At 71.0% G+C, this 24822-nt stretch carries 20 protein-coding genes and 1 pseudogene; 5 read left to right on the top strand and 16 right to left on the bottom strand.

Features of this window, described 5'->3' with window-relative positions; genetic code table 11:
- The 3 genes and pseudogenes from ABFX50_RS27475 to ABFX50_RS27465 form a co-directional block, all read right to left on the bottom strand.
- On the bottom strand, window positions 1–948 hold the full coding sequence (locus ABFX50_RS27475; protein ID WP_346150210.1) for an MFS transporter: 948 nt from the start codon (window positions 946–948) through the stop codon (window positions 1–3).
- Between the two features lie 80 nt (window positions 949–1028).
- Window positions 1029–1286, bottom strand: a pseudogene (locus ABFX50_RS27470) (MFS transporter); the annotation flags it as partial.
- A gap of 113 nt (window positions 1287–1399) precedes the next feature.
- Window positions 1400–1771 carry a VOC family protein gene (locus ABFX50_RS27465; RefSeq protein WP_183645842.1) on the bottom strand — a complete coding sequence of 124 codons (372 nt, stop codon included), beginning with the start codon at window positions 1769–1771 and terminating at the stop codon, window positions 1400–1402.
- Between the two features lie 516 nt (window positions 1772–2287).
- On the opposite strand from ABFX50_RS27465, the gene ABFX50_RS27460 reads away from it, so the two are divergent.
- On the top strand, window positions 2288–2692 hold the full coding sequence (locus tag ABFX50_RS27460; protein ID WP_346118568.1) for a hypothetical protein: 405 nt from the start codon (window positions 2288–2290) through the stop codon (window positions 2690–2692).
- A 326-nt stretch (window positions 2693–3018) separates the two neighbouring features.
- On the opposite strand, the gene ABFX50_RS27455 is transcribed toward ABFX50_RS27460, so the two are convergent.
- Window positions 3019–3861, bottom strand: a complete 843-nt coding sequence (locus ABFX50_RS27455; RefSeq protein WP_346150209.1) for a DMT family transporter — start codon at window positions 3859–3861, stop codon at window positions 3019–3021.
- Window positions 3861–4730 carry an alpha/beta fold hydrolase gene (locus ABFX50_RS27450; RefSeq protein WP_346150208.1) on the bottom strand — a complete coding sequence of 290 codons (870 nt, stop codon included), beginning with the start codon at window positions 4728–4730 and terminating at the stop codon, window positions 3861–3863. The genes ABFX50_RS27455 and ABFX50_RS27450 overlap by 1 nt, the downstream gene beginning before the upstream one ends.
- Window positions 4731–4818: 88 nt before the next feature.
- On the opposite strand from ABFX50_RS27450, the gene ABFX50_RS27445 reads away from it, so the two are divergent.
- Window positions 4819–5355, top strand: a complete 537-nt coding sequence (locus tag ABFX50_RS27445; protein WP_346150207.1) for a MarR family winged helix-turn-helix transcriptional regulator — start codon at window positions 4819–4821, stop codon at window positions 5353–5355.
- 277 nt (window positions 5356–5632) lie between these two features.
- Here ABFX50_RS27445 and ABFX50_RS27440 read toward each other — a convergent pair whose 3' ends face one another.
- The gene (locus ABFX50_RS27440; protein ID WP_346150206.1) at window positions 5633–6535 is read right to left on the bottom strand and encodes a zinc-binding dehydrogenase; all 903 of its coding nucleotides are present in this window, start codon (window positions 6533–6535) and stop codon (window positions 5633–5635) included.
- Window positions 6536–6813: 278 nt separating this feature from the next.
- On the opposite strand from ABFX50_RS27440, the gene ABFX50_RS27435 reads away from it, so the two are divergent.
- Window positions 6814–7578: an SDR family NAD(P)-dependent oxidoreductase gene (locus ABFX50_RS27435; protein WP_346150205.1), complete on the top strand. Its 765-nt coding sequence runs from the start codon at window positions 6814–6816 to the stop codon at window positions 7576–7578.
- Window positions 7579–7893: 315 nt separating this feature from the next.
- On the opposite strand, the gene ABFX50_RS27430 is transcribed toward ABFX50_RS27435, so the two are convergent.
- Both ABFX50_RS27430 and ABFX50_RS27425 read right to left on the bottom strand, forming a co-directional pair.
- On the bottom strand, window positions 7894–12246 hold the full coding sequence (locus tag ABFX50_RS27430) for an AAA family ATPase (protein ID WP_346150204.1): 4353 nt from the start codon (window positions 12244–12246) through the stop codon (window positions 7894–7896).
- A complete protein-coding gene (locus ABFX50_RS27425; RefSeq protein ID WP_346150203.1) occupies window positions 12247–13359 on the bottom strand; it encodes an exonuclease SbcCD subunit D in 1113 nt (370 codons plus the stop codon).
- Between the two features lie 107 nt (window positions 13360–13466).
- Between ABFX50_RS27425 and ABFX50_RS27420 the strand changes: the two genes are divergently transcribed.
- A complete protein-coding gene (locus ABFX50_RS27420) occupies window positions 13467–14960 on the top strand; it encodes an alpha/beta hydrolase family protein (protein ID WP_346150202.1) in 1494 nt (497 codons plus the stop codon).
- On the opposite strand, the gene ABFX50_RS27415 is transcribed toward ABFX50_RS27420, so the two are convergent.
- Together ABFX50_RS27415 and ABFX50_RS27410 are read right to left on the bottom strand one after the other, a co-directional pair.
- Window positions 14961–15866, bottom strand: coding sequence for an alpha/beta hydrolase (locus tag ABFX50_RS27415; protein WP_346150201.1), 906 nt, complete (start codon window positions 15864–15866; stop codon window positions 14961–14963).
- Between the two features lies 1 nt (window position 15867).
- Window positions 15868–16725 (bottom strand): enoyl-CoA hydratase-related protein, encoded by an 858-nt coding sequence (locus ABFX50_RS27410; RefSeq protein ID WP_346150200.1) that lies wholly within the window; start codon window positions 16723–16725, stop codon window positions 15868–15870.
- 124 nt (window positions 16726–16849) lie between these two features.
- On the opposite strand from ABFX50_RS27410, the gene ABFX50_RS27405 reads away from it, so the two are divergent.
- Window positions 16850–18295, top strand: a complete 1446-nt coding sequence (locus ABFX50_RS27405; RefSeq protein ID WP_346150199.1) for an LCP family protein — start codon at window positions 16850–16852, stop codon at window positions 18293–18295.
- Here ABFX50_RS27405 and ABFX50_RS27400 read toward each other — a convergent pair.
- The 6 genes from ABFX50_RS27400 to ABFX50_RS27375 are packed head-to-tail and all read right to left on the bottom strand — an operon-like array spanning window position 18270 to window position 24653.
- Complete coding sequence (locus ABFX50_RS27400; RefSeq protein WP_346150198.1) at window positions 18270–19235, bottom strand: carbohydrate kinase family protein; 966 nt, start codon at window positions 19233–19235, stop codon at window positions 18270–18272. The two genes, ABFX50_RS27405 and ABFX50_RS27400, sit on opposite strands and share 26 nt — an antisense overlap.
- The gene (locus tag ABFX50_RS27395; protein ID WP_346150197.1) at window positions 19232–20359 is read right to left on the bottom strand and encodes an ABC transporter ATP-binding protein; all 1128 of its coding nucleotides are present in this window, start codon (window positions 20357–20359) and stop codon (window positions 19232–19234) included. Before ABFX50_RS27395 ends, ABFX50_RS27400 begins: the two co-directional genes overlap by 4 nt.
- 11 nt (window positions 20360–20370) lie before the next feature.
- A complete protein-coding gene (locus ABFX50_RS27390; protein ID WP_346150196.1) occupies window positions 20371–21384 on the bottom strand; it encodes an NAD(P)-dependent alcohol dehydrogenase in 1014 nt (337 codons plus the stop codon).
- Window positions 21385–21390: 6 nt separating this feature from the next.
- Window positions 21391–22266, bottom strand: coding sequence for a carbohydrate ABC transporter permease (locus ABFX50_RS27385; RefSeq protein ID WP_346150195.1), 876 nt, complete (start codon window positions 22264–22266; stop codon window positions 21391–21393).
- Window positions 22263–23201, bottom strand: coding sequence for a carbohydrate ABC transporter permease (locus ABFX50_RS27380; protein WP_346150194.1), 939 nt, complete (start codon window positions 23199–23201; stop codon window positions 22263–22265). Before ABFX50_RS27380 ends, ABFX50_RS27385 begins: the two co-directional genes overlap by 4 nt.
- Window positions 23202–24653: an extracellular solute-binding protein gene (locus tag ABFX50_RS27375; RefSeq protein ID WP_346150193.1), complete on the bottom strand. Its 1452-nt coding sequence runs from the start codon at window positions 24651–24653 to the stop codon at window positions 23202–23204.
- Window positions 24654–24822: the final 169 nt, after the last annotated feature.

Here is a 24822-nt window from a genome sequence, read left to right as displayed (position 1 = left end):
CTACATGCTCTCCTCGCCGGTCTCGGGCAGGGCGAGCAGGCAGAGCAGGCTGAGGACCGCCATGGCGGAGACGTACACGCCGACGGAGAACACGCCGAGGCCGCCGGCCTGCATCTGGGTGGCGATCAGCGGCGGGACCGCGCCGCCGAGGACGCCGCCCAGGCTGTAGGCGACGGAGGCGCCGCTGTAGCGGTACTCGGTGCGGAACAGCTCGGGCAGGAACGCGCCCATCGGGCCGAAGATCAGACCCATCAACGCCAGCGCTCCGGACAGCGCGAGCCCGACCAGCGGGACGGAGGCGGTCTGCATCAGCGGGAACATCACCAGCCCCCAGGCGATCGCGACACCGGTGCCCGCGATGAGCGTACGGCGTCGGCCCAGCCTGTCGGAGACCAGCGAGGAGACGACCGTGCCCGCGGCCATGAACAGCACGCCGATCATGGTCAGCGCCAGCATCGTGGTGCGCGGGATCCCCAGCGTCGCGGTGCCGTACGACAGGCAGTAGGTGGTGGCGGTGTAGAAGAGGGTGTAGGTGATGACCATCGCGCCGGCGCCCAGCAGCACGCGCCGCCACTGGTGGCGCATCAGGCCCACGAACGGCACCTTGGCGATCTTCCGCTCGTCCATCGCCGCCTGGAAGACCGGCGTCTCGGAGATCTTCAGCCGAACGTAGAGGCCGATCACCACGAGCAGCAGGCTGGCGACGAACGGCAGCCGCCAGCCCCAGCTCACGAACTGCTCGTCGGTGAGGACGGCGCCGAGGATGAGAAACAGGCCGTTGGCGGCGATGAACCCGACCGAGGGACCGAGCTGCGGGAACATCGCGTAGAAACCGCGCTTGCCCGGCGGGGCGTGCTCGGTGGCCAGCAGCGCCGCGCCGCCCCACTCGCCGCCCAGGCCGATGCCCTGGGTGAACCGCAGCAGCACCAGCAGCACGGGCGCGGCCACGCCCATGGCGGTGTAGCCGGCAGCAGCCCGATCGCGACCGTGGACAGGCCCATCAGCAGCAGCGAGACGACCAGCATGGACTTACGGCCGATGCGGTCACCCCAGTGCCCGAAGATCGCCGAGCCGAGCGGGCGGGAGACGAACGCCACGGCGAACGTCGAGAAGGCCGCGAGCCTGCCCGCCAGGTTGTCCATCTCGGGGAAGAAGGCGGTGTTGAGCACCAGGGCGGCGGCGGTTCCGTAGATGTAGAAGTCGTAGAACTCGATCGCGGTGCCGATGAGGCTGGCGGCGGCGATGCGCGTTCTCGAGGGCTGCGCGACGGCGGGGGCCTGGACCATGCTGTGTCTCACTATGCGGGATGGCGTCTTACGTGGTGGTCCGCCGACCGTATCAGCTCCACCACGGCCTCTGACACCGCGCGGACATTTCTGTCGAACCGCCGGTCGGGGCGTCAGCCGTGGCTGAGGTCGATCACGCAGAACCGGTTGCCCTCGGGGTCGGCGAGCACCGTGAAGTCGGGGTCGGCGGGATAGAGGTCCCAGTCGACCTTCTGCGCGCCCAGGGCGATCAGCCGCTCGACCTCGGCGGCGTGTTCGAGCGCGTTCTCGGTGAACAGGTCGAGGTGCATCCTCGGATGTTCCTGCACGGGGGAGACGCTGACGTCGAGCGCGAGCGGAGTGCCGAGACCGTTGACCGGATCGAGGATGGTCCAGTCGTCCGTCACCGCCCCTGAGCGGGGGATGTAGTGCAGCGCCTGGCTCCAGAATCGGACGGCCCGTCGCATGTCGTCGACGCCGATGACCACCTGACCAATACTCACCATGACCCAATCGTGTCAGGACATGGTCCCGCTTGGAACCTCCGCCCCTCCCACCTCTCCAGTCACACGATCCCACTGACGGTCAGTGTGCCGCCCGCAGAAGGTGGGTTCGTCTCTCGGGCGTGCCCGAATCGCGCACCGCGGCGAGGGGTGGATCCCCAGCACGGCCAATGATCGAAGACGGCTTCATGTACTGATGGCAGCCCGTTGTCACGTACATGGCTTGCCGTCGACGGTGCCCGCCAGGAGCCGGTGGTGACGGCCGCGTCGGGCGGCGCGCCCGTCGGGCGGAGGTCCCGCGGCGATCAGGCCTGATGCGGTGTCGCGTCAGCGACCGTGTCAGGACGGCGACGGCCCGGTATCAGAGCGGTCGGCGAAAGTTGACGCCATGAACGGTTCAGCGATGGAGCCCTCAAGGCCGGTGAGATCCACTCGGGCGACCCGACCTGAGTAACCCGGGCCCCGGGCACCAACAGGACCGCATTCCATTGGATGTCAGATACGAAGGAGCACACCACCATGTCCATCACCCTCACCGACCAGGACAAGACCACCCTCCGCCTCGCCGCGTGGGGCGCCATCTCGCTGATGGCCGCCGCCGGCGCCGCCGGCTCGCCCCACAGGGCCGCCACTCACGGCTCCATCGCCCTGACCTCCGCGACCGGCCTGGCCGGGCACGTGCTCACCAAGGCCCCCAAGGGCGTGAAGTACGGCAAGTCCGTGGCCGAACTCGCCGACCAGGTGCTGCCGGCCCTGACGGCAGCCATGAGCCTGCTCAAGAAGCAGACTCCGGCGGAGGCCGACAACTTCCGCCGCACCGTCATCGTCGCCATCGAAGCAGCCGCTCAGACCCACAAGGGCCAGCCCAGCCCCACCATGGCCGACATGATCCGCAAGATCACCGAAGCCCTCGACGCCGCCTGACGGGATGTCGACCCGCGTAACCACAGCTGGTCACCGGGCTTCCTCTCCAGACCCCGGCTCATCACCCCGGCAAGGATGTCGAGCAGGACCGCCTCGCTTCTGGCCCGGTCGGCTGCCTCCACACGCTCGGCCGGCTCTCCAACAGCTTCATCTCGCGCCTGGTCACCACATCCCGTCGAGATGGGCGGTGAGCAGCACTCGCTGGGCTGGATACATGCCGGCAGCCCCGTGGCCGCCCGGTGGCCGGCTGTGAATGCCGTTGCCGCGCCCGGTTCGGTGAACGCCACCACCGAGAACACTCGCTGGTCTGTGTTCGTCTGAGTCTGTTACGTCAGGGAGATGGCCAGAACCCCGATGAGTGAGGTGGCGATTCCTGCCTGCTGGGCTCGCTTGAGCTGCTCGTTGAGGAAGATTCGTGCCAGGGCGATGGTGATGAGGGTGTGCAGCGAGCCGAGCACGGCGACGATGCCGACGAGGCCGAGGGTCGAGGCGGCGGCGTACAGGAAATCGGCCGTGATGATGAGGACACCGATCCCGGCGATCACGGGTAGATCGGTCTTCGGCACGGTCGGGCGATGGCGTTTGAGGATGACGACGGTCGCGATGGCGGCCACCGCGGCGAGGCGGGCCGTCAGCAGCGCCCAGCCGACGTCGCCATCGCTGGCGCTGTCCATGGCGAAGAAGAAGGTCCCGAAGCCTAACGCCGCCAGCAGGCCGTACAGCATGCTCGGCAGCGACCGGGAGCTCGAGACCTGGTGACCGCCCGGCCGCCCCGAGGAGATGATCAGCCCAATGAGGGCCAGCGCGAGCCCAGCCCACTGGATCGGGCCCGGAATCTCACCGGCCGCCAGCCCCGCGACCAGCGGGACCACCGGCGCGGTCGCCGCGACAGGAGCGACGACGCTCATCTTGCCGACGGCCAGGCCGCGGTACAGGGCCGCGACACCGATCGCCTCGCCCAACCCGGCGGCGGCGGCCCAGCCGAGGGAGGCGGCGTCCGGCGGGCTCGCGCCCCGCACCACCACGATGACCGTGAGCAGGGCCAGGGCGGTGATCTGCGAGATGAGCAGCACCGACAGCAGGGGGGTCTTTCGGCTCTTCAGCCCTCCGAGGAAGTCCGACGTTCCCCATGCGAGGCTTGCACCGAGGGCCAGTGCGATGGCGAGCATCAGCGGGCCTTGGTGTGCTCGAGGATGGCGGGGACGACGGTGTCCCACTGGGCGCGGGGGAAGACCTCATGGCCGGTCTGCGCCATCGCCACGAAGCGTGCGCCCGGGATCTCCTTGGCCAGGGCGCGGCCGTGCTCGATGGGGAACAGCGGGTCTTCGGTGCCGTGCAGCACCAACGTCGGCGCGGTAATCCGCCCGAGCCGGCTCCGCCACGGCTCCCCGGCGTCGATCATGTACGGGTTGGTCAGCTGGGCGGCGATGTTCGCGGTGCGGTGGACCACACGGGTGGCCACGGTCCGCATGCCTGACTCGTCGAACGGCCTGGAGGCGGCGGCGAACGGGCGTTCGGCCTCCACCAGGTACTCGATGACGCCGGTCCGGTCGGCCCAGTCGGGCCCGGCGGCCTCCTCGGCGAACAGGGCCTGCAGTTTCGCCGACATCTGAGGCAAGTCCGGGTACTCGTGCCCGGGTCCGCCGGGCGTGGAGGAGGCGAGGGTGAGCGAGGCGACCAGGCCGGGGTGATCGAGCGCCAGAAGCTGACCGATCGCCGCGCCCTGCGACATGCCGACGACGTGGGCGCTGCTCAGGCCGAGGGCGTCGATCAGGCCGGCGGCATCGGCGACCAGGTCGCGCAGCCCATACGACGGCGCTCCCGCCCGGTAACTCGTCGACAGGCCTGCGTCCCGACTGTCAAAGCGGATGACGTATCGACCCTCGGCCACCAGCCGCTGGACGAAGCCCTCTTCCCAGGCCAGCAGTGAGTGACCTGCGCCATGGACCAGCAGGATCGCCGGATCCACAGGTCGCCCGAAGGACTCCATGCTCAGCTCGACTCCGTTGACCTTGATCATGCGCTGCTCGATCGGCATCGTGGACACCTTTCGCCATGTTCGTTACGTGTAACGAAGACGATAGAGGTTTGGTTACATGTCACGAGAATTCCTTACAATGATTCACATGACGAGACCGCGACAGCTGGACGAGACCGCGCGCCAGGCCTGGGCGGCCTACCGCAGGCTGCACCTGCTCGTGGACGCGGAGATCGCGCGTGACCTGGAGCGGGACGCCGGCCTGTCGATGGCCGACTACGACGTGCTGGACGCCGTGGCGGCGATGTCCGGCGGAGAGCACTGCATCCGGGTGAACGGTCTCACCGCCCGGATGAACTGGGCCCACAGCCGGCTGTCCCGCCAGCTCGGCCGGATGGAACGGCGAGGGCTGATCGCCCGCCAAGCCTGCGAGCTCGACGGCCGCGGCGACGACATCGTGCTCACCGAGTCAGGCCGGCAGGTCTACGCCGAGGCCGCCCCGGCCCATCTCGCCTCGATCCACCGCCACTTCACCGAGTCGCTGTCCGCACAGCAACTCGAAGCCCTGCTCGGCATCGAGCAGACCATCGCTCAACGCTGGAGCGGCAACCGGCGCTCCAGCGAAACGACGTCATCACTGACAGAACCGCCCACACCAGCACGCCGAAGCTCTGGACCCCGATAACGAGCGTCTGTTGACACTCGTGCTCGAACAGGATGCCTCCAACGCCGACAAACCCACGTCCGAACGATCTCGACACGCGGCTCCAGCCCCGTTCTCAGCGAGATCGTTCCTGCGGGTCGCGTCATGAATGATGAGCCGGCCCGACCTCACCGCCCGCGGGCATCCCCGGCCGGCACCCGCGGCCGACCAGGTCCTCCTGCTGATCGACGGCACAACCCCGCCGTCTGCGCCCGCGAACTCGCCGAGCAGTTCGTCGTGACCTCCCAGGGCTTGTTTCTCAAGGGAGGGTGAGGACGGCCTTGCCCTGGACCCGGCGGGTCAGGAGAGCGTCCGCCGCGGCCATGGCCTGGTCCCACGGGCCGCGCCAGCCCACCTGAGCGTCCAGCTCGCTCCTGGACAGGAGGCCGACGAGTTCGGCGAGGTCGTCGGCGAACGGGGTGCTCACGTTGAAGTTCTCGATCCGTCCGCGCAGGGACCGGCTCCCCGCCTCCTCGAAGTCGATCACTGTTGGCTCCTTGGCGGCCCTCCCGATGGCCTGGATCACGCCGTCGTCCTCCAACCGGTAGAACGCCTCGGCCAGCTGCTGCCCGCCCACGGTGTCCAGCACGCCGTACACCCGGCCGCGAAGGTTGGCGGGCCCGAGCACCACCTCCGCCGCGCCCAGCTCCGGCAGTCCCTCGGCCCGCGACGCACTCCCGACGGAGGCGATCACGTGCGCCCCCGCACGGGCGGCCAGCTGGACCGCGTATCTGCCGACGCCGCCCGACGCCCCGGTGACCAGCACTCTGCGCCCCTGCACCGAGCCGAGCCGTCGCACCGCCTGGAGCGCGGTGACACCCGCGACCGGCAGGGCAGCGGCCAAGGCCAGATCGACGTCGTCGGGTACGACGGCCAGCTCAGTGGTGTCCACAGCCCGCAACTCGGCCCACGCCCCCGACCAGCCGAACGTCACCACACGGGCGCCCACAGCGGGCCCCGAACCGTCGGCGGCCGCCCGCACGACCACTCCGGCCGCATCCCAACCCGAGACGTGGTCGGGGCGAATCTGCGCGGATCTGAAGGCGATCTCCCCGAAGTTGAGAGAAACGGCCGACACCTGGACGAGCGCCTGTGCAGGCGACGGGACCGGGTCGGGAACGACGCCGAAGGACAGGTCAGGGTTGAAGATCAGTGCTTTCATGTGCCCCACTCTGCCGACCGCCACGCACGGTTCGCTGATGGTCGGCTCACGACCGGGCCGCGATCAGGTCGCGGACGCGGTCCACATCACCACGTTCGCCAGATGGCAGCGGTGCGCCAACAGGGGCTGGCCGCCGCTCGTACTTGGCAGAGGTCCGTATGGCGCACGCCAGCCGTAGTGCCGGATTGCGCCTGTCTGAGAGCCCTCAGTCGACCCCCAGCCGATCGTCAGCGGTGCCCGGCACAGTGAGGGCAACGAACGGATGTGAGGAGAAAATCATGGATCTGCAGCTTGCTGGGAAGACCGCCGTTGTCACGGCCGCCAGCGGAGGTATCGGGGGCGCGGTCGTCCGCACTCTGATCGCCGAAGGGGTGACGGTGCTCGGCGCCGACCGCACGGTCACGGATCAACTGAAGCAGACCGGCGCCATCACCGTCGAGGCCGACCTGCTCACCCCAGAAGGTGTCGAGGAACTGCGACGGGTCACCGACAGCGAGCTCGGCGGCGTCGACCTGCTCGTCAACGGCGTCGGCGGGCTGGCAGGTCTGGACCTCGGTGGACTGCCCGACCTTTCCGACTCGACCTGGCAGCGAGCCTTCGAGCTCAACTTCTTCAGCGCCGTGCGCATCACCCGGGCGCTGCTGCCCAGCCTGCGCGAGGCGGTGGTCAACGTCTCCACCAGTGTGGCCCACTGGCCGGCCTCCGGGCCGCACTGGTACGGCGCCTCCAAAGCCGCGCTCACGGCCTTCAGTAAGGGCCTGGCCGACGAGCTGGGCCCGCGCGGCATCCGGGTGAACACCGTCTCGCCCGCGCTCATCCGCACTCCCCTCTGGGATGAGTACGGCCCGCGCGTCAGCCAAGCCCGCGGCGCGGACTACCAGCAGCTCATGACCGACCTGCCCGAACAGATCAACGTCACTCTGGGCCGCTGGGGCACCCCGCAGGAAGTCGCCAACGTGATCGTCTTCCTCGCCTCCCCGGCCGCCGGCTACGTCACCGGCAGCGATTACGTCATCGACGGCGGACTGCTGAAGGTCCTCTAGGCAAGATCCTTTGTCCAAGCCGGGGGACGGGTCCCATCACCCGCCCCCTGGGCAGGAGGAGGGGCAGCACATGCCGTTCGCTCCAGACGAGCCACAGACACCGCACCTGCTCCGCCACCACACGTGATCCGGGCCCGGCCGCGTTTGCCGGTTCGACACATCAGCTCGGCCCCGTGGACACCCCTCGAGCCCTCCCCCAAGAGCCCTTGTCACACCCACCATCGTCGCCCTTTCACGTGATGCCCTAGAGAGACATCAGCTTGGCGACCACCGACAGCGTCGGGCGCTCCACATGATGATCACACCAGGCCGACGTCAGCCCGTGATCACCGACAGCGTGGAGCCCTTTCTCGTCTTGGCCACTCTGAGCTGGGCCGGGATCCGCGTCCGCAGCTCGGCGACGTGGCTGACGATGCCGACCGCGCGCCCGCCGTCACGCAGCCCGTCGAGGATGTCCAGCACACCGTCGAGCGTGTCCTCGTCGAGGGTCCCGAAGCCCTCGTCCACGAAGAGCGTGCCGATCTCGGCACCCCCCGCCTCGGCCGTCACCACGTCGGCCAGTCCGAGCGCCAGCGCCAGCGAGGTGATGAACGACTCCCCTCCCGACAGCGTCGCCGGATCGCGGTCCACCCCCGTCCACCCGTCGAGCACCCGCAGTCCGAGCCCGCCACCCGCCCTGCCCCGCGCCCCCGCTGTCTTCCGCAGGTCGTGCTGAAGCTGGTAGCGCCCGCCTGACATGTGATCGAGCCGTTCGTTGGCCGCGTCGACGACCTGTCTGAGCCGCTCCCCCAGCACGTACGACGACAGGCTCATGCTCCACTGGTTGTCACCTGAGGTGCCGCTGGCCAGCGCCGCCAGCCGTTCGGCCAGGCGGTGCCTGTCGGCGGCGGGCTGCCAGCGGCCGAGGCACGCCGTCAGCTCCTCGTGCAGCTCGGCGAGCCTGCTCACCCGCCGCTCCGCCCGGTCTCGGGCCGAGGCCAGCGCGGTGTGCTCCCGTTCGGCCTGCTCTCGCTCGGCCTCCAGCGCCGGCAGGTCCTGCGGCGGCTGCGCGGCGGCCGCCACCAGCTCGGGATCGGCCAGCGTGCGCGTCACCGACGCGTGCCGCGCGTCGAGCTCGCGCAGCCGCTCGGCCTTCTCCTCTTTCTCTTCCTGCGTGCGTACGGCGGGCAGGACGTCGTCGGCGTCGAGGAATCCCGCCTGCCTGGCCGCCTCCTCCGCCGCCTGGACGGCGTCGCGATGCTCAGCGGCGGCGCTCATGGCAGCCTGGGTGGCCTCGTGCGCCTCCCTGAGCAACTGCGCCTCCTCCTTGAGCCGTTCGAGCCTGGCGACGAGCGTCGCGTCCTGGCCTCTGGCGACGTGGATCCGCTCAGCCAGCCTCTCCGCCTCGGCTCCGAGCTCCTCGACTCTGGTACGGCAGGCGGCCAGGGCGACGCCGAGCTCCCTGAACGCGGCGCCCAGCCGTACCTGCTCGTCGGCGAGCTCCCCTGCGCTGCCCGCCAGGCCGGGATAGGTGTCGGCGGCTCTCCTCAGCCTGGCCAGCTCGCGCTCGGCGACGACACGAACATCCTCAGCCCACTCCCTGTCCACCCGCACAGCCTCGCCGGACGCATCGGCCCACGTGCCGCCCACCTCGGCGTCACCGCCGGACTCCGAGCACGTCTTCCCAATGGTCCGCCCTCTGCCCGTCTCACCCTCGGTACGATCCGCGCGGGACCGGCTCGCCCCGGCGTCCGAGGCCGAGTCCGTCCGCGTACCCGTTGTGGGGTCCGGAGGTCTGGAGGTGTGCGGGCCGGGAGCCGAGGTGAGAAGGCTCGCGAGAGCGGTGAGGGCGTCGTCGAGGCGGGCGGCGATCTCGCCCACCTGCTCGGCGGACTCCGCGAGCTCGGCCAGGCTGATGACTTCGCCGCCCAACCGCTCCCTCCGCGCGCCCAGGCTCGCGTCCTCGCCTCGCGCCTCGTCCAGCCTGGCGAGGACGCGGGCTCGTTCGCCCGAGAGCCCTTCGCGCGCCGTACGGGCCTCCGTCAGCCGTCGTTCCGTGTCGTGGAGCTGGTCGAGGGCCTGTTCGAGCTCGGACTCCAGTCGTTGCGCCGCCCGCTCGAGGCCCTCCTCCTGTGAGGCGAGCGCGGTCAGGGCCTCGAGTTCGTCAGAGAGCGCGGCCAGCTCTGCCTCCGCCTCTGCCACGGTCGGCGCGCCCGAGAGCTCGTCGAGTCGTGAGCTGAGCGAGGACAGGACGCTGTCGGCCGACTGGCGCTCGGCCAGCGCCGCGTCGTAGGCCGCCTGCGCCTCGCTCTCGTCGTCGGCGGCGTACGCGATCGGGGCGGGGGCTGCGGGCGCGGGGTGGTCGGGAGAGCCGCACACCGCGCACGGGGCGCCGTCGGACAGCTGGGCGGCCAGCTCCGCGGCCATGCCCTCGATACGGGCCTGGCGGATCTCCTGCAGGTGGTCGCGAAGCGCCTGCGCCGTCTCGACGGCCGCGCCGTACGCGTCGCGGGCCGCCTCCGCCTCCTCTTCCAGCTCCTGCCTGCGGCCTGCCGTCGCCAGGCCGGAGGCCGCCGCGTCGCACGCCGCGGTCGCGGACGGCAGCCGCCCCGCCGCGGCCCGTGCCTCGGCCAGCTGCCCCGCGACCTCGTGGAGCGCCGCGGGCAGGTCGTCCGCCGCGGCGCGGGCGGCCAGCTCGCGTTCGGCGAGCGCGGACAGTTCGGCCTCGAGGACGGCCAGCCGCTCGTCGAGCTCGGCCAGTCGCGATTCGTCGGCGCGAAGACCTTCGAGGGTGGCGAGCTGGTCGCCGAGAGTGCGCTCGACCCTCCGCGCCTCCTCTTTGACGGCTCGCCAGAGCCGGCCCGCCCGGATATCGCCGACTGGATCGGCCCCCTGCGCCCCGACCAGCTGCCCGTCGCCCTGGCGCCGCTCGAGGAGCCCAGGCCCAGGACGCGCCGACTCCGTGAAGGGCGAGGTGGCGGAGGACGGAGGGAGGGATGCGGGAGACGCCGGTGGGGACGGGAGGGATGCGGGAGGCGGGGTCAGAGCGGCCAGTGCCGGTGAGAGGGGGGCGGCCGCGCGGAGGCGGGTCACCATCTCGGTGTGAGCCGTGGCGAGCTCGGCCGTGAGCCGGTCGCGGCGTTCGATCGCTTCGAGGCGGGCCGTGGCGGAGGCGAGAGCGGCCTCGGCGGCGGGGATGCGCGCCGCGTCGAGCCTCGCCTGTGCCGCGGCCTCGTCGGCCGACCTCACCAGGCCGGGCAGCACCTCCAGCCTGGAGGCGATCGCTCGTTCCCTGGAGGACAGGGTGGCGATCTCGTGCTCGGCGGCCCGGCGGTCGCGGTGGAGCTGGGCGAGTCTGGTCTCGTCGACGAGGAGCTCAGCGATCTTGGAGATCTCGCTGAGCCTCTCACGCTCCATCTCCGCGAGCATCCCGAGGTCGACCCCCTCAAGACCCCGAGGACCCACGGAGCCGGACGAGCTGAAGGGGCCGGACTGCAGGCCGGGCAGAGGCCGCGAGAAGCCTTCGAACCCGGCAGGCCCACTGAGGAGGGGGCGGGCACGGGCCAGGGCGTCGGCGGCCAGAGCGCGGGACTTGCCCGCCGTCTCGGCGCGCTGCCTGGCGGCGGTGATGAGCGGGAGCACCCTGTCGGCTCTGGTGGCCTCGTCGAGGATCGTGAGGAGGTCGGAGCGCTCCTCCGCGCGTTCGTCGAGCGCCCGTCGCAGCCTGGTCGCCTCCGCGTGACGGCGTTGCCTGTCGGCCAGCGCGGTCGCCTGCTCGACCCTGTCGCGATGCTCCCTGAGCGTGGCCTCCGCCGCGGACCAGGCGGTGGTGGTCTGACCCGCGAGTGCCCTTGCCGTCTCGAGCAACAGGCCCGACCAGCGGAGCGGGTCGCTCTCCTGGGTGGGCGCCGCCTCGCCGTCGGCCTCGGGCCTGGGCGCGGGGACCACCCCGGCCACGGGCGCGGACACGGGCCCGACGGATGACGAAGCCGCCGAGGAGACGCGGTTAAGCAGGGTCTCTCCCGCGGCCTCCTCCAGCCGTTTGACCGTGAACTCGACCTCCTGCCGGCCCTCCTGCGACTCCCTCCACGTCCGCTTGCGGTGCTCGGCCAGCCACGCCTCGGCCGCCGTGAACACCTTCACCGTGAAGAGCCGCTCCAGCAGCCGCCGCCGCTCGTCGCCATCGGCGCGCAGGAAGCGCGCGAAGTCGCCCTGGGGCAACATCGCGACCTGGCAGAACTGGTCGGCGTTCATGCCGAGCAGCTGGCCGATCAGGTCGCCCGCCTCGTCGTGCCGGGTGGTCAGCCCCTGCCACTCCTGGCCGCGCACCTGTTCGGAGACGATGACCTTGGCCTTCTCCTCGGTGAACCCGGTGCCACGCAGCTTCGGACGGGTCCACGAGGGTGAGCGCTGGATCCGCAGCGTGCGGCCCCTCAGCGTCACCTCCAGCTCGACCGACGGCCCCACGGACGGCGCGGCGTGGTCGCAGCGCAGACTGCGCGCGCTGTTGCGCTGGCCGGGCACCACGCCGTAGAGGGCGAAGCAGAGCGCGTCGAGCAGGGTCGTCTTGCCCGCGCCCGTGGGCCCGTGGACGAGGAAGAGCCCTGCCTCGGCGAGAGCGTCGAAGTCGACGGTCTCGGTGCCGGGGAACGAACCGAACGCCGTCAGCGTCAGCCGGTGCGGCCGCATCTAGACCAGGACCTCCTTGATCCTCGACGCCTCGACGGCCTCGCGCAGCAGCCGCTCCTCCATCGGGTCGGCGGGCTCGCCGCGCACCTCGCGGACGAAGTCGAGCGCCACCTCCGCCTCGGGCCGCCCGCTCAGCGGGGCGGCGGGAGCGCCGGGCACGGCGCCCTGCGGGTCGAAGGCGAGCGCCAGCGTGTGCGGGAAACGGGCCCTCAGCCGGTCCATCGCGGCCTTGGGGCGGACGGGGTCGGTGAGCGTGACCTGCAGCCAGTGGTCCTCGCGGTCGGCCAGCGACGGGTCGGTCAGCAGCGACTCCAGCCGGCCGCGCAGCCGCCCGACAGGGCGGGGCACGGGGGCGGGGACGAAGTCGGCCTCGGGAGAGCCGACCGTGACCAGCCACGAGCCCTTCACGTGGTCGGCCTCGGAGAAGGAGTAGGCGAGCGGCGAGCCCGAATAGCGCACCGAAGGCGACATGCGCTGGCGGCCGTGCAGGTGGCCGAGTGCGACGTAGTCGATGCCCTCGAAGAGGGAGAGGGGCACGTGGGCCACGCCGCCGACGCTGATGTCGCGTTCGCTGTCGCTGGCCGCGCCGCCGGCGACGAAGGCGTGGGCGAGCACGACCGAGCGGCGCTGCCGTACGAGAGAGGACCTGACGCGCGCCATCGCATGGGACAGGGCCGCGGTGTGGCTGCGCTCGGCCAGCTCCCAGGGGCCGCGCACCAGCTCGGGCTCCAGGTAGGGGATGCCGTAGAAGGCGACGTCGCCGATGAGCACGGGCTCCCACGCGCGCGAGGGGTCGGTGCGCAGATGGACGCCCGCCGAGTCGATCAGGTCGGCGCCGAAGCCGAGGCGGCGCGCGGAGTCGTGGTTGCCGCTGATCATGACGACGCGCGCCCCCGCGCCCGCCAGCCGCCGCAGCGCCTCGTTGCACAGCGCGACCGCGTCGACCGAGGGCAGCGCCCTGTCGTAGACGTCGCCGGAGACCGCCACCACCTCCACCTTCTCGGCCCTGACCGTCTCGACCAGGTGGTCGACGAAGGCCGCCTGGCCCTCGATGAGGCTCTCGCGGTGGAAGGACCGGCCGAGGTGCCAGTCGGAGGTGTGCAAGAGGCGCATGAGGCAGGAAGCTAACAGCTTCCACCGACATTTATCATGGGCGTCGGTGAGGCCGCCGGGAGTAGGCTAGAAGATCAGCGGGCAAACCAACTCACATGGGGAGGCCGATGCCCACCGGCCGAGGCACATTGAGCGTGGCCGTCGGCTTGGTGCTGATGGCTCTCGCGACGGTGGGCTACGCCCTGCCTCCGGCCTTCGACCCCCCTCCGCTCACGGCCGATCCGGTCTTCCAGTCGCTGCCCCCGCAGCCCGCGGTCGAGCGGCGTCCCGTGGCGGCGACCGGCTCCTTCCGCACCGAGCGCTTCTCCATCCGCGCCGAGCACCAGTGGCTGCACGGCACGATCAGGGTGCCGCTGAGGCCGGGCAGGCACCCGGCGATGGTGTTCGTGTCGGGCTCGGGCAACGGCTCGCGCGAGGAGTTCACGCCGCAGGCGGAGTTCCTGGCCAGGGCGGGCGTGGTCACGCTCGCCTACGACAAGAGGGAGATCGGCTACGACTTCCGCAGCAGGGACTTCGGCCTGCTCGCCGACGACGTGCTGCGGATGGTCGGCCACCTGCGCGCCAGGCCGGACGTCGACCCTGCCCGCACCGGCGTGTGGGGGGTCAGCGAGGGCGGCTGGGTGGTGCCGATCGCCGCGGCCAAGAGCTCGGCCGTCGGCTTCATCGTGCTGGTCTCCTCCCCGAACGTCTCGCCGCTGCGCCAGGTCGCGTGGGCGCTGAACGAGCAGCTGCTGCGCCTGCGCGCGCCGATCGGCGCGCGCGACCTGCTGACCAGGGCCATGGGCGGCGTGGGCTTCAACTTCCTGCGCTACGACGCGCTGCCCGCGCTGCAGGGCGTCAGGCAGCCCGTCCTCGCGCTGTACGGCACCGCCGACCCCTCGATCCCCTTCGTCGAGAGCACCGAGGCCCTGATCAAGGGCCTGACCGCGGCGGGCAACGACGATTACACCATCCGCTATCTCGACAGGGCCGACCACGCGATGCGCATCAGCGGCGGCCCCTTCACCCCCGGCTACCTCGACACGCTAGGCAACTGGATCCTCGGCCTGCCCGGCACCGCCAAGCCCGCGCTGCACCTGGCGGGGGCCACGCCCGTGCAGCGCTTCGCGGCCAGCGACGTGCCGGCCGCCCCCTGGTACGCGGGGGGCGCCATGCTGGGCCTGACGATCTGCCTGGCCGCGGTCGGCTACGTCGCGGGGCCCGTGGCCGTGATGTTCGTCAGGCTGCGCGGTCGCCACACGACGCTGGAGGAGACCAACGCCAGGCTGTGGCCGCCGATCAGGCGCAGGCTGCACAAGATGGTGTGGACGGGCCTCGGCCTGCTGGCCGCGGTGCTCGCCTTCATCATGCTGCTGGTGATGTTCTCGATCAACCAGGCGGGCGCGTGGCCCGCCGTGCTGGCCGGATGGCTGGTGGTCAGGGCGCTGGCCGTCCTCATGCTGCTGCAGGAGGTGACGGCCGTGGCGGCGGTGGTGTCGGGGTTGCGCGAGGGCATGCGGCCGAGCAGGTGGCAGCACGTGGCGATGGCGGGCGTGCTGGGCGGCACCGGGCTGCTGCTGGTGGCCGCCGCCTACTACGGCCTGTTCGCCATCCCCTGGTGATCATCCCTGGACGTAGGCGCGCGTCCAGCGGTCGATCTCGTCGAAGACCTGCTTGCGCACGGGTTCGGCCGACAACACGAGGTCGTGGATGCCGTCGCGCACCCGCACGCAGGTGACGTGCGGCCCGATCGAGGTGGACCACCTGGCGATCTGGCGGGGGTCGAGCACGATGTCGGCCGAGCGCGCCTCGGGGCTGAAGTCGCGCACCCTGAGCCCCGCCGCGGCCGCGAGCACCAGCACGGGCACGTCGACGGCGAGCCCCCCGTGCAGGCGGCGCTGCGCCCTGCGGATGGCGGCCAGCCAGGTGGCGTGCACGTCGAAGCCGCCCAGTGGCTTGAGCTCCAGGTCGAAGTCCCACTCGCCGCCGTGGTCGCGGTGGATGCTCTGGCCGTACGCGGTGCTGACGCCCAGCGGGAGCGGCCTGGTCGTGTAGGACAGCGGCGTCTTGAGCAGGTCGGCGGCCAGCCTCAGCGGGTAGGGCACGTTGAGGTCGAGGAAGGGGCTGTTGAGCACGAGCCCCTGGACCAGGCCCTTGCCGCGCGCCCTGTCGGCCCAGAGGGCGGCGACCAGGCCGCCGGTGGAGTGGGCGTTCAGCGTGAGCTCGTCGTGGTCCTTCCTGATGAGGCGGACGGCCTCGTCGATCTCGGGGAAGTAGTCGGTGACGCTCCTGATCAGGCCCCTGGTCTGGTGGGGCAGCAGCGACCTGCCGTACTTGCGCAGGTCGAGGGCGTAGAAGTCGACGCCCCGCTCCAGGTAGAAGTCGGCCAGGTGATCCTGGAAGAAGTAGTCGGTGAAGCCGTGCAGGTAGAGGACCGCGCGGCGGGAGCCGGCCGTCCTGGCGAGCAGGGTGGCGACCACCTCGCCCTCGAAGTCGGACGGCAGGCGCAGGACCGTGGTCTCGTACACGTCAATCACCATAGGGATTGGCCGGCCAGAACGGCACATCGGCTTCGCTGACCTTCATCGTGAAGCGGGCGGGCCGCTTCTCCAGGAAGGAGGTCACGCCCTCGACCGCGTCGGCGGCCCCGCCCAGCTCGGCCATGAGCCTGGAGTCCGCGGCGTGCGCCTCCCATGGGGAGGCGGCCGACAGCCCGGACCACATCAGCCGCCTGATCGCCGCGACGGAGACACCCGAGGTGTTGTCGGCGATCTCGCGGGCCAGCGCGTAGGCGGTGGGCAGCAGCTCGTCCGCGGGACAGACCCTGGAGACCAGCTGCCCCTCCAGCGCCTCGGCGGCGGAAAAGAGGCGTCCTGTCGCCGCCCACTCCATGGCCTGCGAGATGCCCACGATCCTCGGCAGGAACCAGCTGGAGGCGGCCTCGGTGACGATGCCGCGGCGGGCGAAGACGAAGCCGAACCTGGCTCCGTCGGCGGCGATCCTGATGTCCATGGGCAGCGTCATCGTGACGCCGACGCCGACGGCGGCGCCGTTGATCGCGCCGATGACCGGCTTGAGTGAGGCGGCGATGCGCAGCGCGACCGTGCCCCCGCCGTCGCGGGGGGCGCCGTCGACGCTCTCGCGCGGCCCGTCGTCGGCGCGGCCGAAGGTCTCCCCTCCCCCGCCGAGGTCCGCCCCGGCGCAGAAGGCCCTGCCCGCCCCCGTGACCACCACGGCCCTGACGGAGTCGTCGGCGTCAGCCAGATCGAAGGCGTCGATGAGCTCGCTGCGCATGGTGAAGGTGAACGCGTTCAGCCGTTCGGGGCGATTCAATGTGAGGGTGGCGATGCCGTCGGTCACGCCGTACTCGATCTGAGTGAAGGACATGAACCGAATGTTATTCGGTCGGCAGGATTTGCTGGATGTTCATCCGGTTATAGGCGGATATTTCGTAATGGGTCCGTAAGCTCCCGTCGGCCTACGACGGACCGGATGGGGAAGCAGGTTACGCGTGACGGACAGGACGAGACCCGCCGGATCGGGCGCGGTGCTGGGCTGGACGCTGCTGTCCGCCGTGGCTCCCGGCGCGGCGCATCTGCGCGCCGGATGGCGCAGGACGGGTCTCGCGCTGCTGGGCGGCTACGCCCTCCTGCTGCTGGGCGTGTTGTGGCTGGTGCTGGCGGCCGACGGGGACCTGGCAGGCTGGCTGATCCACTCCAGCGCCTGGCTGACCGCGGCCATGGCCGCCGCCGCGGTGCTCGGCCTCGGATGGTTCGCCCTGGTCGTCCACTCCTTCCTGGTTCTCCTGCCCGGCAGGCTGCCCCAGCGGGGACAGCTGCTCACCGGAGTCGCCGCCGGGCTCCTGTCTGTCGCCGTCGTCGTGCCGTTCGCCGCGACCGCGCAGCTCCTGTGGGTCTCGGACAGGACCATCGACAGCGTCTTCAACCAGCCCTCCGAGCCGCAGGCCGGCGAGCGCGAGCCGGCAGACCCTTGGGCCACGCGCACGAGGGTGAACCTCCTGCTGCTCGGCGGCGACGCCGACGACAACAGGACCGGCGTGCGGACCGACAGCATGAACGTCGCGAGCATCGATGTGAAGACCGGCAACACCGTGCTCTTCAGCCTGCCGCGCAACCTCGAGAACGTGCGCTTCCCACCTGGCAGCCCGATGGCCAAGCGCTTCCCCGACGGCTTCAGGCTCCCCACCGACGCCGCAGGCGGCCGCAGTGACCTGCTCAACAGCGTGTGGGAGTACGCCGACGCCCACCCCGAGATCTTCGGCGGCAGGAAGGGACAGGGCGCGCAGGCGCTGATGGACACCATCGGCTACACGCTCGGTCTCGAGATCGACTGGTACGCGCTGGTTAACATGTGGGGCTTCGCCAGGCTCATCGACGCGATCGGCGGCGTCACGATCCACGTCGAGCAGGACGTGGTGTTCGGCAAGTACAACGAGGGCCTGGTCAAGGCGGGCACGCGCAAGCTGAAGGGGGCCGACGCGATGTGGTACGCCCGCTCGCGCACCTTCAGCGACGACTTCACCCGCATGCGCAGGCAGCGCTGCGTCATGGGCGCGCTGCTCAGGGAGGCCGACCCCACCACGGTGCTGACCAGGTTCAACGGGATCGCGCTGGCCACCAAGGAGCTGGTGCGGACCGACATCCCCCGCCCGATGCTGGAGCACCTGGTCCCGCTGGCGCTGAAGGTGAAGAACGCGAAGGTCACCAGCGTGCAGTTCGTGCCTCCGCTGATCAACACCGGCTACCCGGACTGGGCGAAGATCCGCACCGTCACCGCCAAGGCGCTCAAGGACTCCGTCACGCCGAAGCCCGTCGTCGCCTCCGCCGCGCCGTCACCGTCGGCCTCGCCGCCGGCCTCCGCCAAGGCGACGCCCAAGCCGAAACCCAGTGACGTGGCGGCTCCGAAGGGCCTCACCGACGGCTGTGGCACGTTGTAGCGCTCTGCTCGGTGATCAGCGGGTCCAGCTCCGACCGCCAGGGCGGGTCGGCGCCCACGCGGGTGCAGGTGATGGCCGCGACGCGCTGGGCGTAGGTGAGCGCGACGGTCAGCGTGTCGGCGGAGATCGTGGCCAGTCGCCGCCTGGACAGGCTCTCGGCCGTGTCGAGGGCGGCCAGCAGGCCGGACATGAAGGCGTCCCCGGCGCCGACCGTGTCGGTGACCCGCACCCGTTCGGCGGGTAGGTCGACGGTTCCGGCCGGTCCTGCGGCGTGGACGCCGTCCGCCCCGCGTGTCACCACGACGATGCTCGGCCCGCGGCTCCTCCAGCGGGCCGCGAGGGCCTCGACAGGCTCGTCGGGAGCGAGCCATGCGACGTCGTCGGAGCTGACCTTGATCAGGTCCGCCAGCGCGATCCAGCGCTCCAGCCGCTCGCGCAGGCGCGCGGGGTCGCGGGCCAGCCGTGGTCGCAGATTCGGGTCGAAGGTGACGGCGCGCATGGGCCGCTCCCGCTGGAGCAGCAGCTCCAGCGTGTCGCCCATGCCGGGTACGGCGAGCGCGAACGACCCGCTGACGTGCAGGCAGCGGGCGCGTTCGGGCAGCGCGGCCGGCAGCCGGTCGGGGCGCCAGGCGCCGTCGGCGCTGCCTTCGACGTAGAAGGCGTACTCGGCCCCGCCCTTGGCGTCGAGGGTGACGACGGCCAGCGTGGTGGGCTCCTCGGCGGGTACGGCGAGGCCGAGGTCGACGTGCGACCGGGTCAGGTGCGCGCGCAGCAGGCCGCCGAAGCCGTCGTCGGCCAGCCGGGCCAGCAGGGCCGCCTCGGCGCCGAGGCGGCCGAGACCGACGGCGACGTTGGCCGGGCTGCCTCCTGGGCGGGGCAGGTAGGCGCCGTCCTGCCTGGGCACCAGGTCGATCAGTGCCTCGCCGCAGGACACGATCATCCGCTGGACTCCGCGGCGGGCAGCCGCAGGCCGGTGACGGCGGAGAAGAGCCGTTCCTTGCCCGGCAGGATCCGCAGCCGCACCGTGGCGCCCTTGGGGGGCGGCGCGTTGGGGTCGACCCGCGCGATGACGGTCTGGCCGACGAGCGCGGGGTCCTTCGTGTCGGCGTGCTGGCCGTACAGGAAGGCGTCCGAGCCGAGCTCCTCGACGACGGTGACGGTGACGGGGAAGGCGGGCTGGTCGTCGTCGTCGCCGACCACGCCGACGGCCTCGGGTCTGAAGCCCAGGACGACGCGGTCGCCGCCCTCGTCCTCGATCGCCTTGAGCGTCTCGCGGCTCAGCCGTACCCGCATCTGGCCGAGGACGGCCTCCTCGCCCTCGACCCGGTACTCGGCGAGGTTCATCGCGGGCGAGCCGATGAAGCCGGCGACGAAGACGTTGGCGGGGTGCTGGTAGAGCCGCAGCGGCGTGTCGACCTGCTGGAGCACACCGTCCTTCAGCACGGCCACCCTGTCGCCCATCGTCATGGCCTCGACCTGGTCGTGGGTCACGTAGACCGTCGTCACCCCGAGCCTGCGCTGCAGCGCGGCGACCTGGGTGCGGGTCTGCACGCGCAGCTTGGCGTCCAGGTTGGACAGCGGCTCGTCCATGAGGAACACCTTCGGCTCACGCACGATCGCCCTGCCCATGGCCACGCGCTGCCGCTGACCGCCGGACAGCTCCTTGGGCTTGCGGTCGAGGTACTCCTCCAGGTCCAGCAGGCGGGCGGCCTCGCGAACCCTGCGGTCGCGCTCCTCCTTCGGCGCCTTCATCACCCGTAGCGCGAAGCCCATGTTGTCGGCCACCGACATGTGCGGGTACAGCGCGTAGTTCTGGAACACCATCGCGATGTCCCTGTCGCGCGGCGCCAGGTGGGTGACGTCGCGGTCGCCGATGCTGATGCGGCCGCCGTCGACCCGTTCGAGCCCGGCCAGCATGCGAAGGGAGGTGGACTTCCCGCAGCCCGACGGCCCCACGAGGACCAGGAACTCGCCGTCCTTGATGTCGAGGTCGAGCGCGTCCACCGCGGGTCTGTCGGATCCGGGATAGACGCGGGTCGCCTCGTCGTAAATGACTGTAGCCATCGATCTCTCCATCACTCCTGTGGCCGGACAACCGCCTTGACCACCTCGGGATCGCGGCCGCCGGCCTTGAGCGCCTGCTCCACCTCGGCCAGGCCGTAGTGTCCGGTGACCAGCGCGTCCAGCTGGACGCGTCCCGAGGCGGCGAGCGCGATGGCCCGCGGCCAGGTGTTGGCGTAGCGGAAGGTGCCCGTCACCTCGAGCTCGCGGGTCTGCACGTGGGCCAGCGGCAGCGGGATCTCCTCGCCGCCCATGCCGACGAGGACCACGCGCCCCGCCCTGGCGACCGCCCTGACGGCCTCCCCGATGGCGGCCGGACGGCCCGAGCATTCCAGCAGCACGTCGGGGTCGAACCCGGCCTCGGGCAGACGGCCGTCCCGCACGTCGAGGGTCGCGCTCGCCCCCAGCTCGCGGGCCAGCCGAAGCCGGACGGGGTTGACGTCCGTGATCATCACCTCGACGGCGCCGAAGGCGAGTGCGGCCTGCATGCACAGCAGCCCGACCGGCCCCGCGCCGGTGACCAGCACGCGGGTGCCAGGCCCGACCCGCGCCTTCGCGCAGGCCCACACGCCCACCGACAGCGGCTCGATCAGGGCGGCCGCGTCGTCCGACAGGCTGTCGGGAACGGCGTAGGCGAATTCCTCCCTGACGACGACGTACTCGCTGAAGGCGCCGTCGATCGGAGGGGTGCCGAAGAAGCGCATCCGCGGGCAGAGGTTGTAGCGGCCCGCCAGGCACTGCGGGCAGGTGAAGTCGGGCACGCCCGGTTCCAGCGAGACCCGCTGCCCCTGGCGGTGACGGGTGGCCCCCGCTCCGCCGGCGACCACCGTCCCCGACGGCTCGTGGCCGAGCACGAGCGGGGACTCCACCACGAAGTCGCCGATCCTGCCGTGCTCGTAGTAGTGCACGTCCGAGCCGCACGTGCCCACCGAGTCGACCCGTACGAGCACCTCGCGGTGGCCTGGCTCGGGTCGCGGCCGCTCCTCCAGCCGGATCTCGCCGACGCCATGAAGTACGGCTGCGCGCATGGCTTCCTACTCTCCGGTGACAGCGCCGAGGGTGAGCCCGGTGACCAGCCACCGGCGTACCGCCAGGCCGGCGAGCATCATCGGCACGACCACGATCGTGCCGATGGCCGTGAGCTGGCCCCAGTCGACGCCCGTCTGGGTGACCAGCTGGGAGGCGGCGATCGGCAGCGTCTGGGAGTTCGGCCCGGAGAAGACCACGGCGAACGCGTAGTCGTTCCAGGCGAAGACGAGGCACAGGATGAAGGTGGTGACCAGCCCCGACTTGGTCAGCGGCAGGACGACCGTCCAGAAGGCCTGCCAGCGGGTGCAGCCGGCGACCAGCGCCGACTCCTCCAGCGAGGCCGGCACCTCGGCGAAGAACGCGCTCATCAGCCAGATGGCGAACGGCAGGTTGAAGGTGAGGTAGGCCAGTACCAGCCCTGGAATGGAGTCGATCAGGCCGAGCCCGCGGAAGATGAGGAACAGCGGGACGACGACCGCCGCGATCGGCGCCATGCGGGTCGAGATGATCCAGAAGGCCAGGTGCCGCTTGCCGCGCATCTGGGTCCGCGCAAGGCCGTAGCCTGCCAGCGCGCCCAGGCAGACCGCGAGCAGCGCGGAGATCCCGGCGGCGAGCACGCTGTGCCAGATGTAGGGGCCGAGGTTGTTCGGTCCCGAGAACAGGTTGCGGTAGTTGTCCAGGGTCGGCGCGAACAGGATCTGGGGCGTGGCGGCGGTCACGTCCGTGCGGTTCTTGAACGACGACAGCAGCATCCACAGCAGCGGGACCAGCGTCCAGAGCAGCGCCAGGACGAGCAGGAGCACCACGAGCCAGCGCGAGCGACGGCTGGTGGCCTCGAGCGGGGACTGTGGCGCCTTCCGCGCGGCGGTGACGGTGCTCATCGGGTCAGCCCCCTCACGTCCAGCAGCCGGACGAAGGTGCGGGCGATGATGATCGAGAAGGCCAGCATCGCCAGGCCGATCGCCGCGGCGTAGCCGAGGTCGAAGAAGCGGAACGCCGTCTCGTACAGCCGGACAGGGACGATCTTGGTCGCGTCGGCGGGCCCGCCTCCGGTGGTGACCCAGATGATGTCGAAGTAGCGGATGGCGTCCATCGAACGGATGAGCAGCGCGACGAGCAGCACGTTCGAGATCGCGGGGAAGAGGATGTAGCGCAGCGTCATCCATCCCCTGGCCCCGTCGACGGCGGCCGCCTCCCGCACCGACTGCGGCACGCTCGACAGGCCCGCGAGCGTGATCAGCGCGATCAGCGGCGTCCACTCCCACACGTCCATCAGCACGACCGCCGCGAAGGCGCTGGCCGGGCTGCCGAGGATGTCGCCGCCGTAGCCGAGCGAGCGCAGCACCCAGGCGTACAGGCCGAAGGTCGAGTCGGTGAGGTAGCGGCCCAGCAGACCCACGATCGAGGGCGCGGCGAACATGGGCAGCAACAGCAGGCCGAGCAGGATGTTGCGACCGCGCAGCACCCGGTACAGGCACAGCGCGATCCCGATGCCCAGGACCATCTCGAGCCCCACGGTGAGCACGAAGTAGACGATCGTGCGAAGCCATGACATCCACATGTCGGCGTCGGTGAAGAAGCGCACCCAGTTGGTGAGGCCCACCACGTCGAGCGCCACGCCGCCCAGCAGCCTGACGCGGGAGAAGCTCATCGCGATCAGCGCGAGGAAGGGCACGATGGACAGCGCGGCCAGCAGGATCAGGCCAGGCGTCATCATCCTGCCCTCGAAGCCGATCCGCGGCTGCTCGGGGGCGCCGCGCGTCGCGGGCCTGGCGGCCTGGCCGAGCACCGGTGAGGAGGCCGCTCGGTGCGCCATCTAGGCCACCCACCCTCGCGCCACGATCTGGTCCACCCGCGACTTGATCGACCGCATCGCCTCCTCCGGCGACGCTCCGCCGGTGAGCATGCGGGACAGCTGGGTGAAGATGGCGGTGTTGCACTCGTTCCACATCGGGATCTTGGGTCGCAGGCCGATGCGGTCGGCCTGCCAGGCCTGCCGTACGGCGGCGGCCGTGAGCATGTTGGGCATCTGCGAGGGCCGCTGCTCGGCCGCGCGCACCTCGGGCAGTTCGTAGACGGAGGTGCGCGTCGGGGTGCCCCCGCCCGCCTTGCTCTTGAGATTGGCGAGCTGGGTCTGCGGCGAGGTGGCCCACACCAGGAACAGCCAGGCCGCGCCGCGCTCGTTGGGCAGCGTGTTCGCGCTGATCGCCACGCCCGTGCCGCCGTACATGTTCGCCGTGCCCGCGGGGCCCTTCGGCAGCGCCGCGTAGCCGACCTTTCCCGGCAGCACCTGCTCGTTGCTGGCCGCGAACTCGTGCCAGTTGGGGCACATCGCGAGCCGTCCCGCGCGGAAGGCGGCGCCGACGCCGTCCCAGTCCCACGTCTTCGAGGCGGGGTCGGCGATGCCGAGCAGGCGCTGGTAGAACGCCGCGCCCGCGATCGCGGCGTCGGCGTCGAGGCGGCATGGGCCGGGATCGCGCGCCCCCAGCCGCCCGACCTCCTTGCCGTTGTCGAAGTAGGTCCCGCCGTAGGACCACAGCACGTTGCTGAAGTCGTTCATCAAGGAGTCGTGCTGACGGGCCTGGTGGCCGGTGCCGTACCTGACGTCCGAGGTGGCGTTCTTGTTGAACCACTCGGCCATGCGGAAGTACTCCTCCCACGTCCTGTCACCGCCGGGGGCAGGATCGAAGCCGAGGTCTGCGGCCATGCGGCCGCGGTACTTGTCGAACAGGTCGCGCCGGTACTGCCAGATCATCGTCGGCGCGTCGTACGGCAGGGCGTAGACCGGTCCCGCGTCGACGAACCGGCCCGCGGCGTCCAGCTGGGCGGGGATGAAGTCCTCGACGCCGCCCGGCAGGTCGGGCAGGTTCGCGTCGGCCTGCAGCGTCCGCAGGTCCACCAGCCCGCGCTGGTACGGCGCGAGCACCTGGTAGGGGTCGGCGTAGATCACCTGGTACTGGGCCCGGCCCGAGGCCAGATCGAGTGCGACCCGCTGGACCAGCGCGGTCAGCTCGAGCGTCACGATCCTGACGTCGATCCCGGTCAGGTCGGTGAAGGGGCGGATGTCGGCGGCGATGGCCGCGGTGGGCGCGGTGTTCTCCGAGATGAAGTTCAAGGTGGTGCCCTGGTACTGGCGCCACTGGTCGCCGCCGGCGCTTCGCGGCGCGTCGCCGCGGGCCCCGCAGGCGGTCACACCGCCGCCCAGCGTCAGCGCGGCCCCTGCGGCCAGGGCGCCTCTGAGGACGTCGCGTCTACTGGGCTGGTCCACTGTCCACTGCACCCCCGGCTACCGCAGCGGGTAATAGCAATGAAAACAGGCTTTCTCTTTTAAATATCAATGTAAACGCATATGTGATATTTTCTCGAATTCAATATGATAATTTTGTTCTTGCTGGTCAGCGGCGCTCCTATGACCGCCGCCGTACACTCGGGGCGCG

The organism is Nonomuraea recticatena (genome assembly GCF_039533245.1).
Taxonomy (GTDB): Bacteria; Actinomycetota; Actinomycetes; order Streptosporangiales; family Streptosporangiaceae; genus Nonomuraea; species Nonomuraea roseola.
This window is presented reverse-complemented; position numbering and strand designations above follow the sequence as displayed.

Coding starts and splice junctions, on each gene's coding strand:
- ABFX50_RS27380 (WP_346150194.1), bottom strand. CDS start 23,201: ATGGCGCACCGAGCGGCCTCCTCACCGGTGCTCGGCCAGGCCGCCAGG.
- ABFX50_RS27400 (WP_346150198.1), bottom strand. CDS start 19,235: ATGATCGTGTCCTGCGGCGAGGCACTGATCGACCTGGTGCCCAGGCAG.
- ABFX50_RS27425 (WP_346150203.1), bottom strand. CDS start 13,359: ATGCGCCTCTTGCACACCTCCGACTGGCACCTCGGCCGGTCCTTCCAC.
- ABFX50_RS27440 (WP_346150206.1), bottom strand. CDS start 6,535: ATGAAAGCACTGATCTTCAACCCTGACCTGTCCTTCGGCGTCGTTCCC.
- ABFX50_RS27390 (WP_346150196.1), bottom strand. CDS start 21,384: ATGCGCGCAGCCGTACTTCATGGCGTCGGCGAGATCCGGCTGGAGGAG.
- ABFX50_RS27460 (WP_346118568.1), top strand. CDS start 2,288: ATGTCCATCACCCTCACCGACCAGGACAAGACCACCCTCCGCCTCGCC.
- ABFX50_RS27420 (WP_346150202.1), top strand. CDS start 13,467: ATGCCCACCGGCCGAGGCACATTGAGCGTGGCCGTCGGCTTGGTGCTG.
- ABFX50_RS27385 (WP_346150195.1), bottom strand. CDS start 22,266: ATGAGCACCGTCACCGCCGCGCGGAAGGCGCCACAGTCCCCGCTCGAG.
- ABFX50_RS27450 (WP_346150208.1), bottom strand. CDS start 4,730: ATGCCGATCGAGCAGCGCATGATCAAGGTCAACGGAGTCGAGCTGAGC.
- ABFX50_RS27430 (WP_346150204.1), bottom strand. CDS start 12,246: ATGCGGCCGCACCGGCTGACGCTGACGGCGTTCGGTTCGTTCCCCGGC.
- ABFX50_RS27395 (WP_346150197.1), bottom strand. CDS start 20,359: ATGGCTACAGTCATTTACGACGAGGCGACCCGCGTCTATCCCGGATCC.
- ABFX50_RS27465 (WP_183645842.1), bottom strand. CDS start 1,771: ATGGTGAGTATTGGTCAGGTGGTCATCGGCGTCGACGACATGCGACGG.
- ABFX50_RS27410 (WP_346150200.1), bottom strand. CDS start 16,725: ATGTCCTTCACTCAGATCGAGTACGGCGTGACCGACGGCATCGCCACC.
- ABFX50_RS27455 (WP_346150209.1), bottom strand. CDS start 3,861: ATGCTCGCCATCGCACTGGCCCTCGGTGCAAGCCTCGCATGGGGAACG.
- ABFX50_RS27435 (WP_346150205.1), top strand. CDS start 6,814: ATGGATCTGCAGCTTGCTGGGAAGACCGCCGTTGTCACGGCCGCCAGC.
- ABFX50_RS27445 (WP_346150207.1), top strand. CDS start 4,819: ATGACGAGACCGCGACAGCTGGACGAGACCGCGCGCCAGGCCTGGGCG.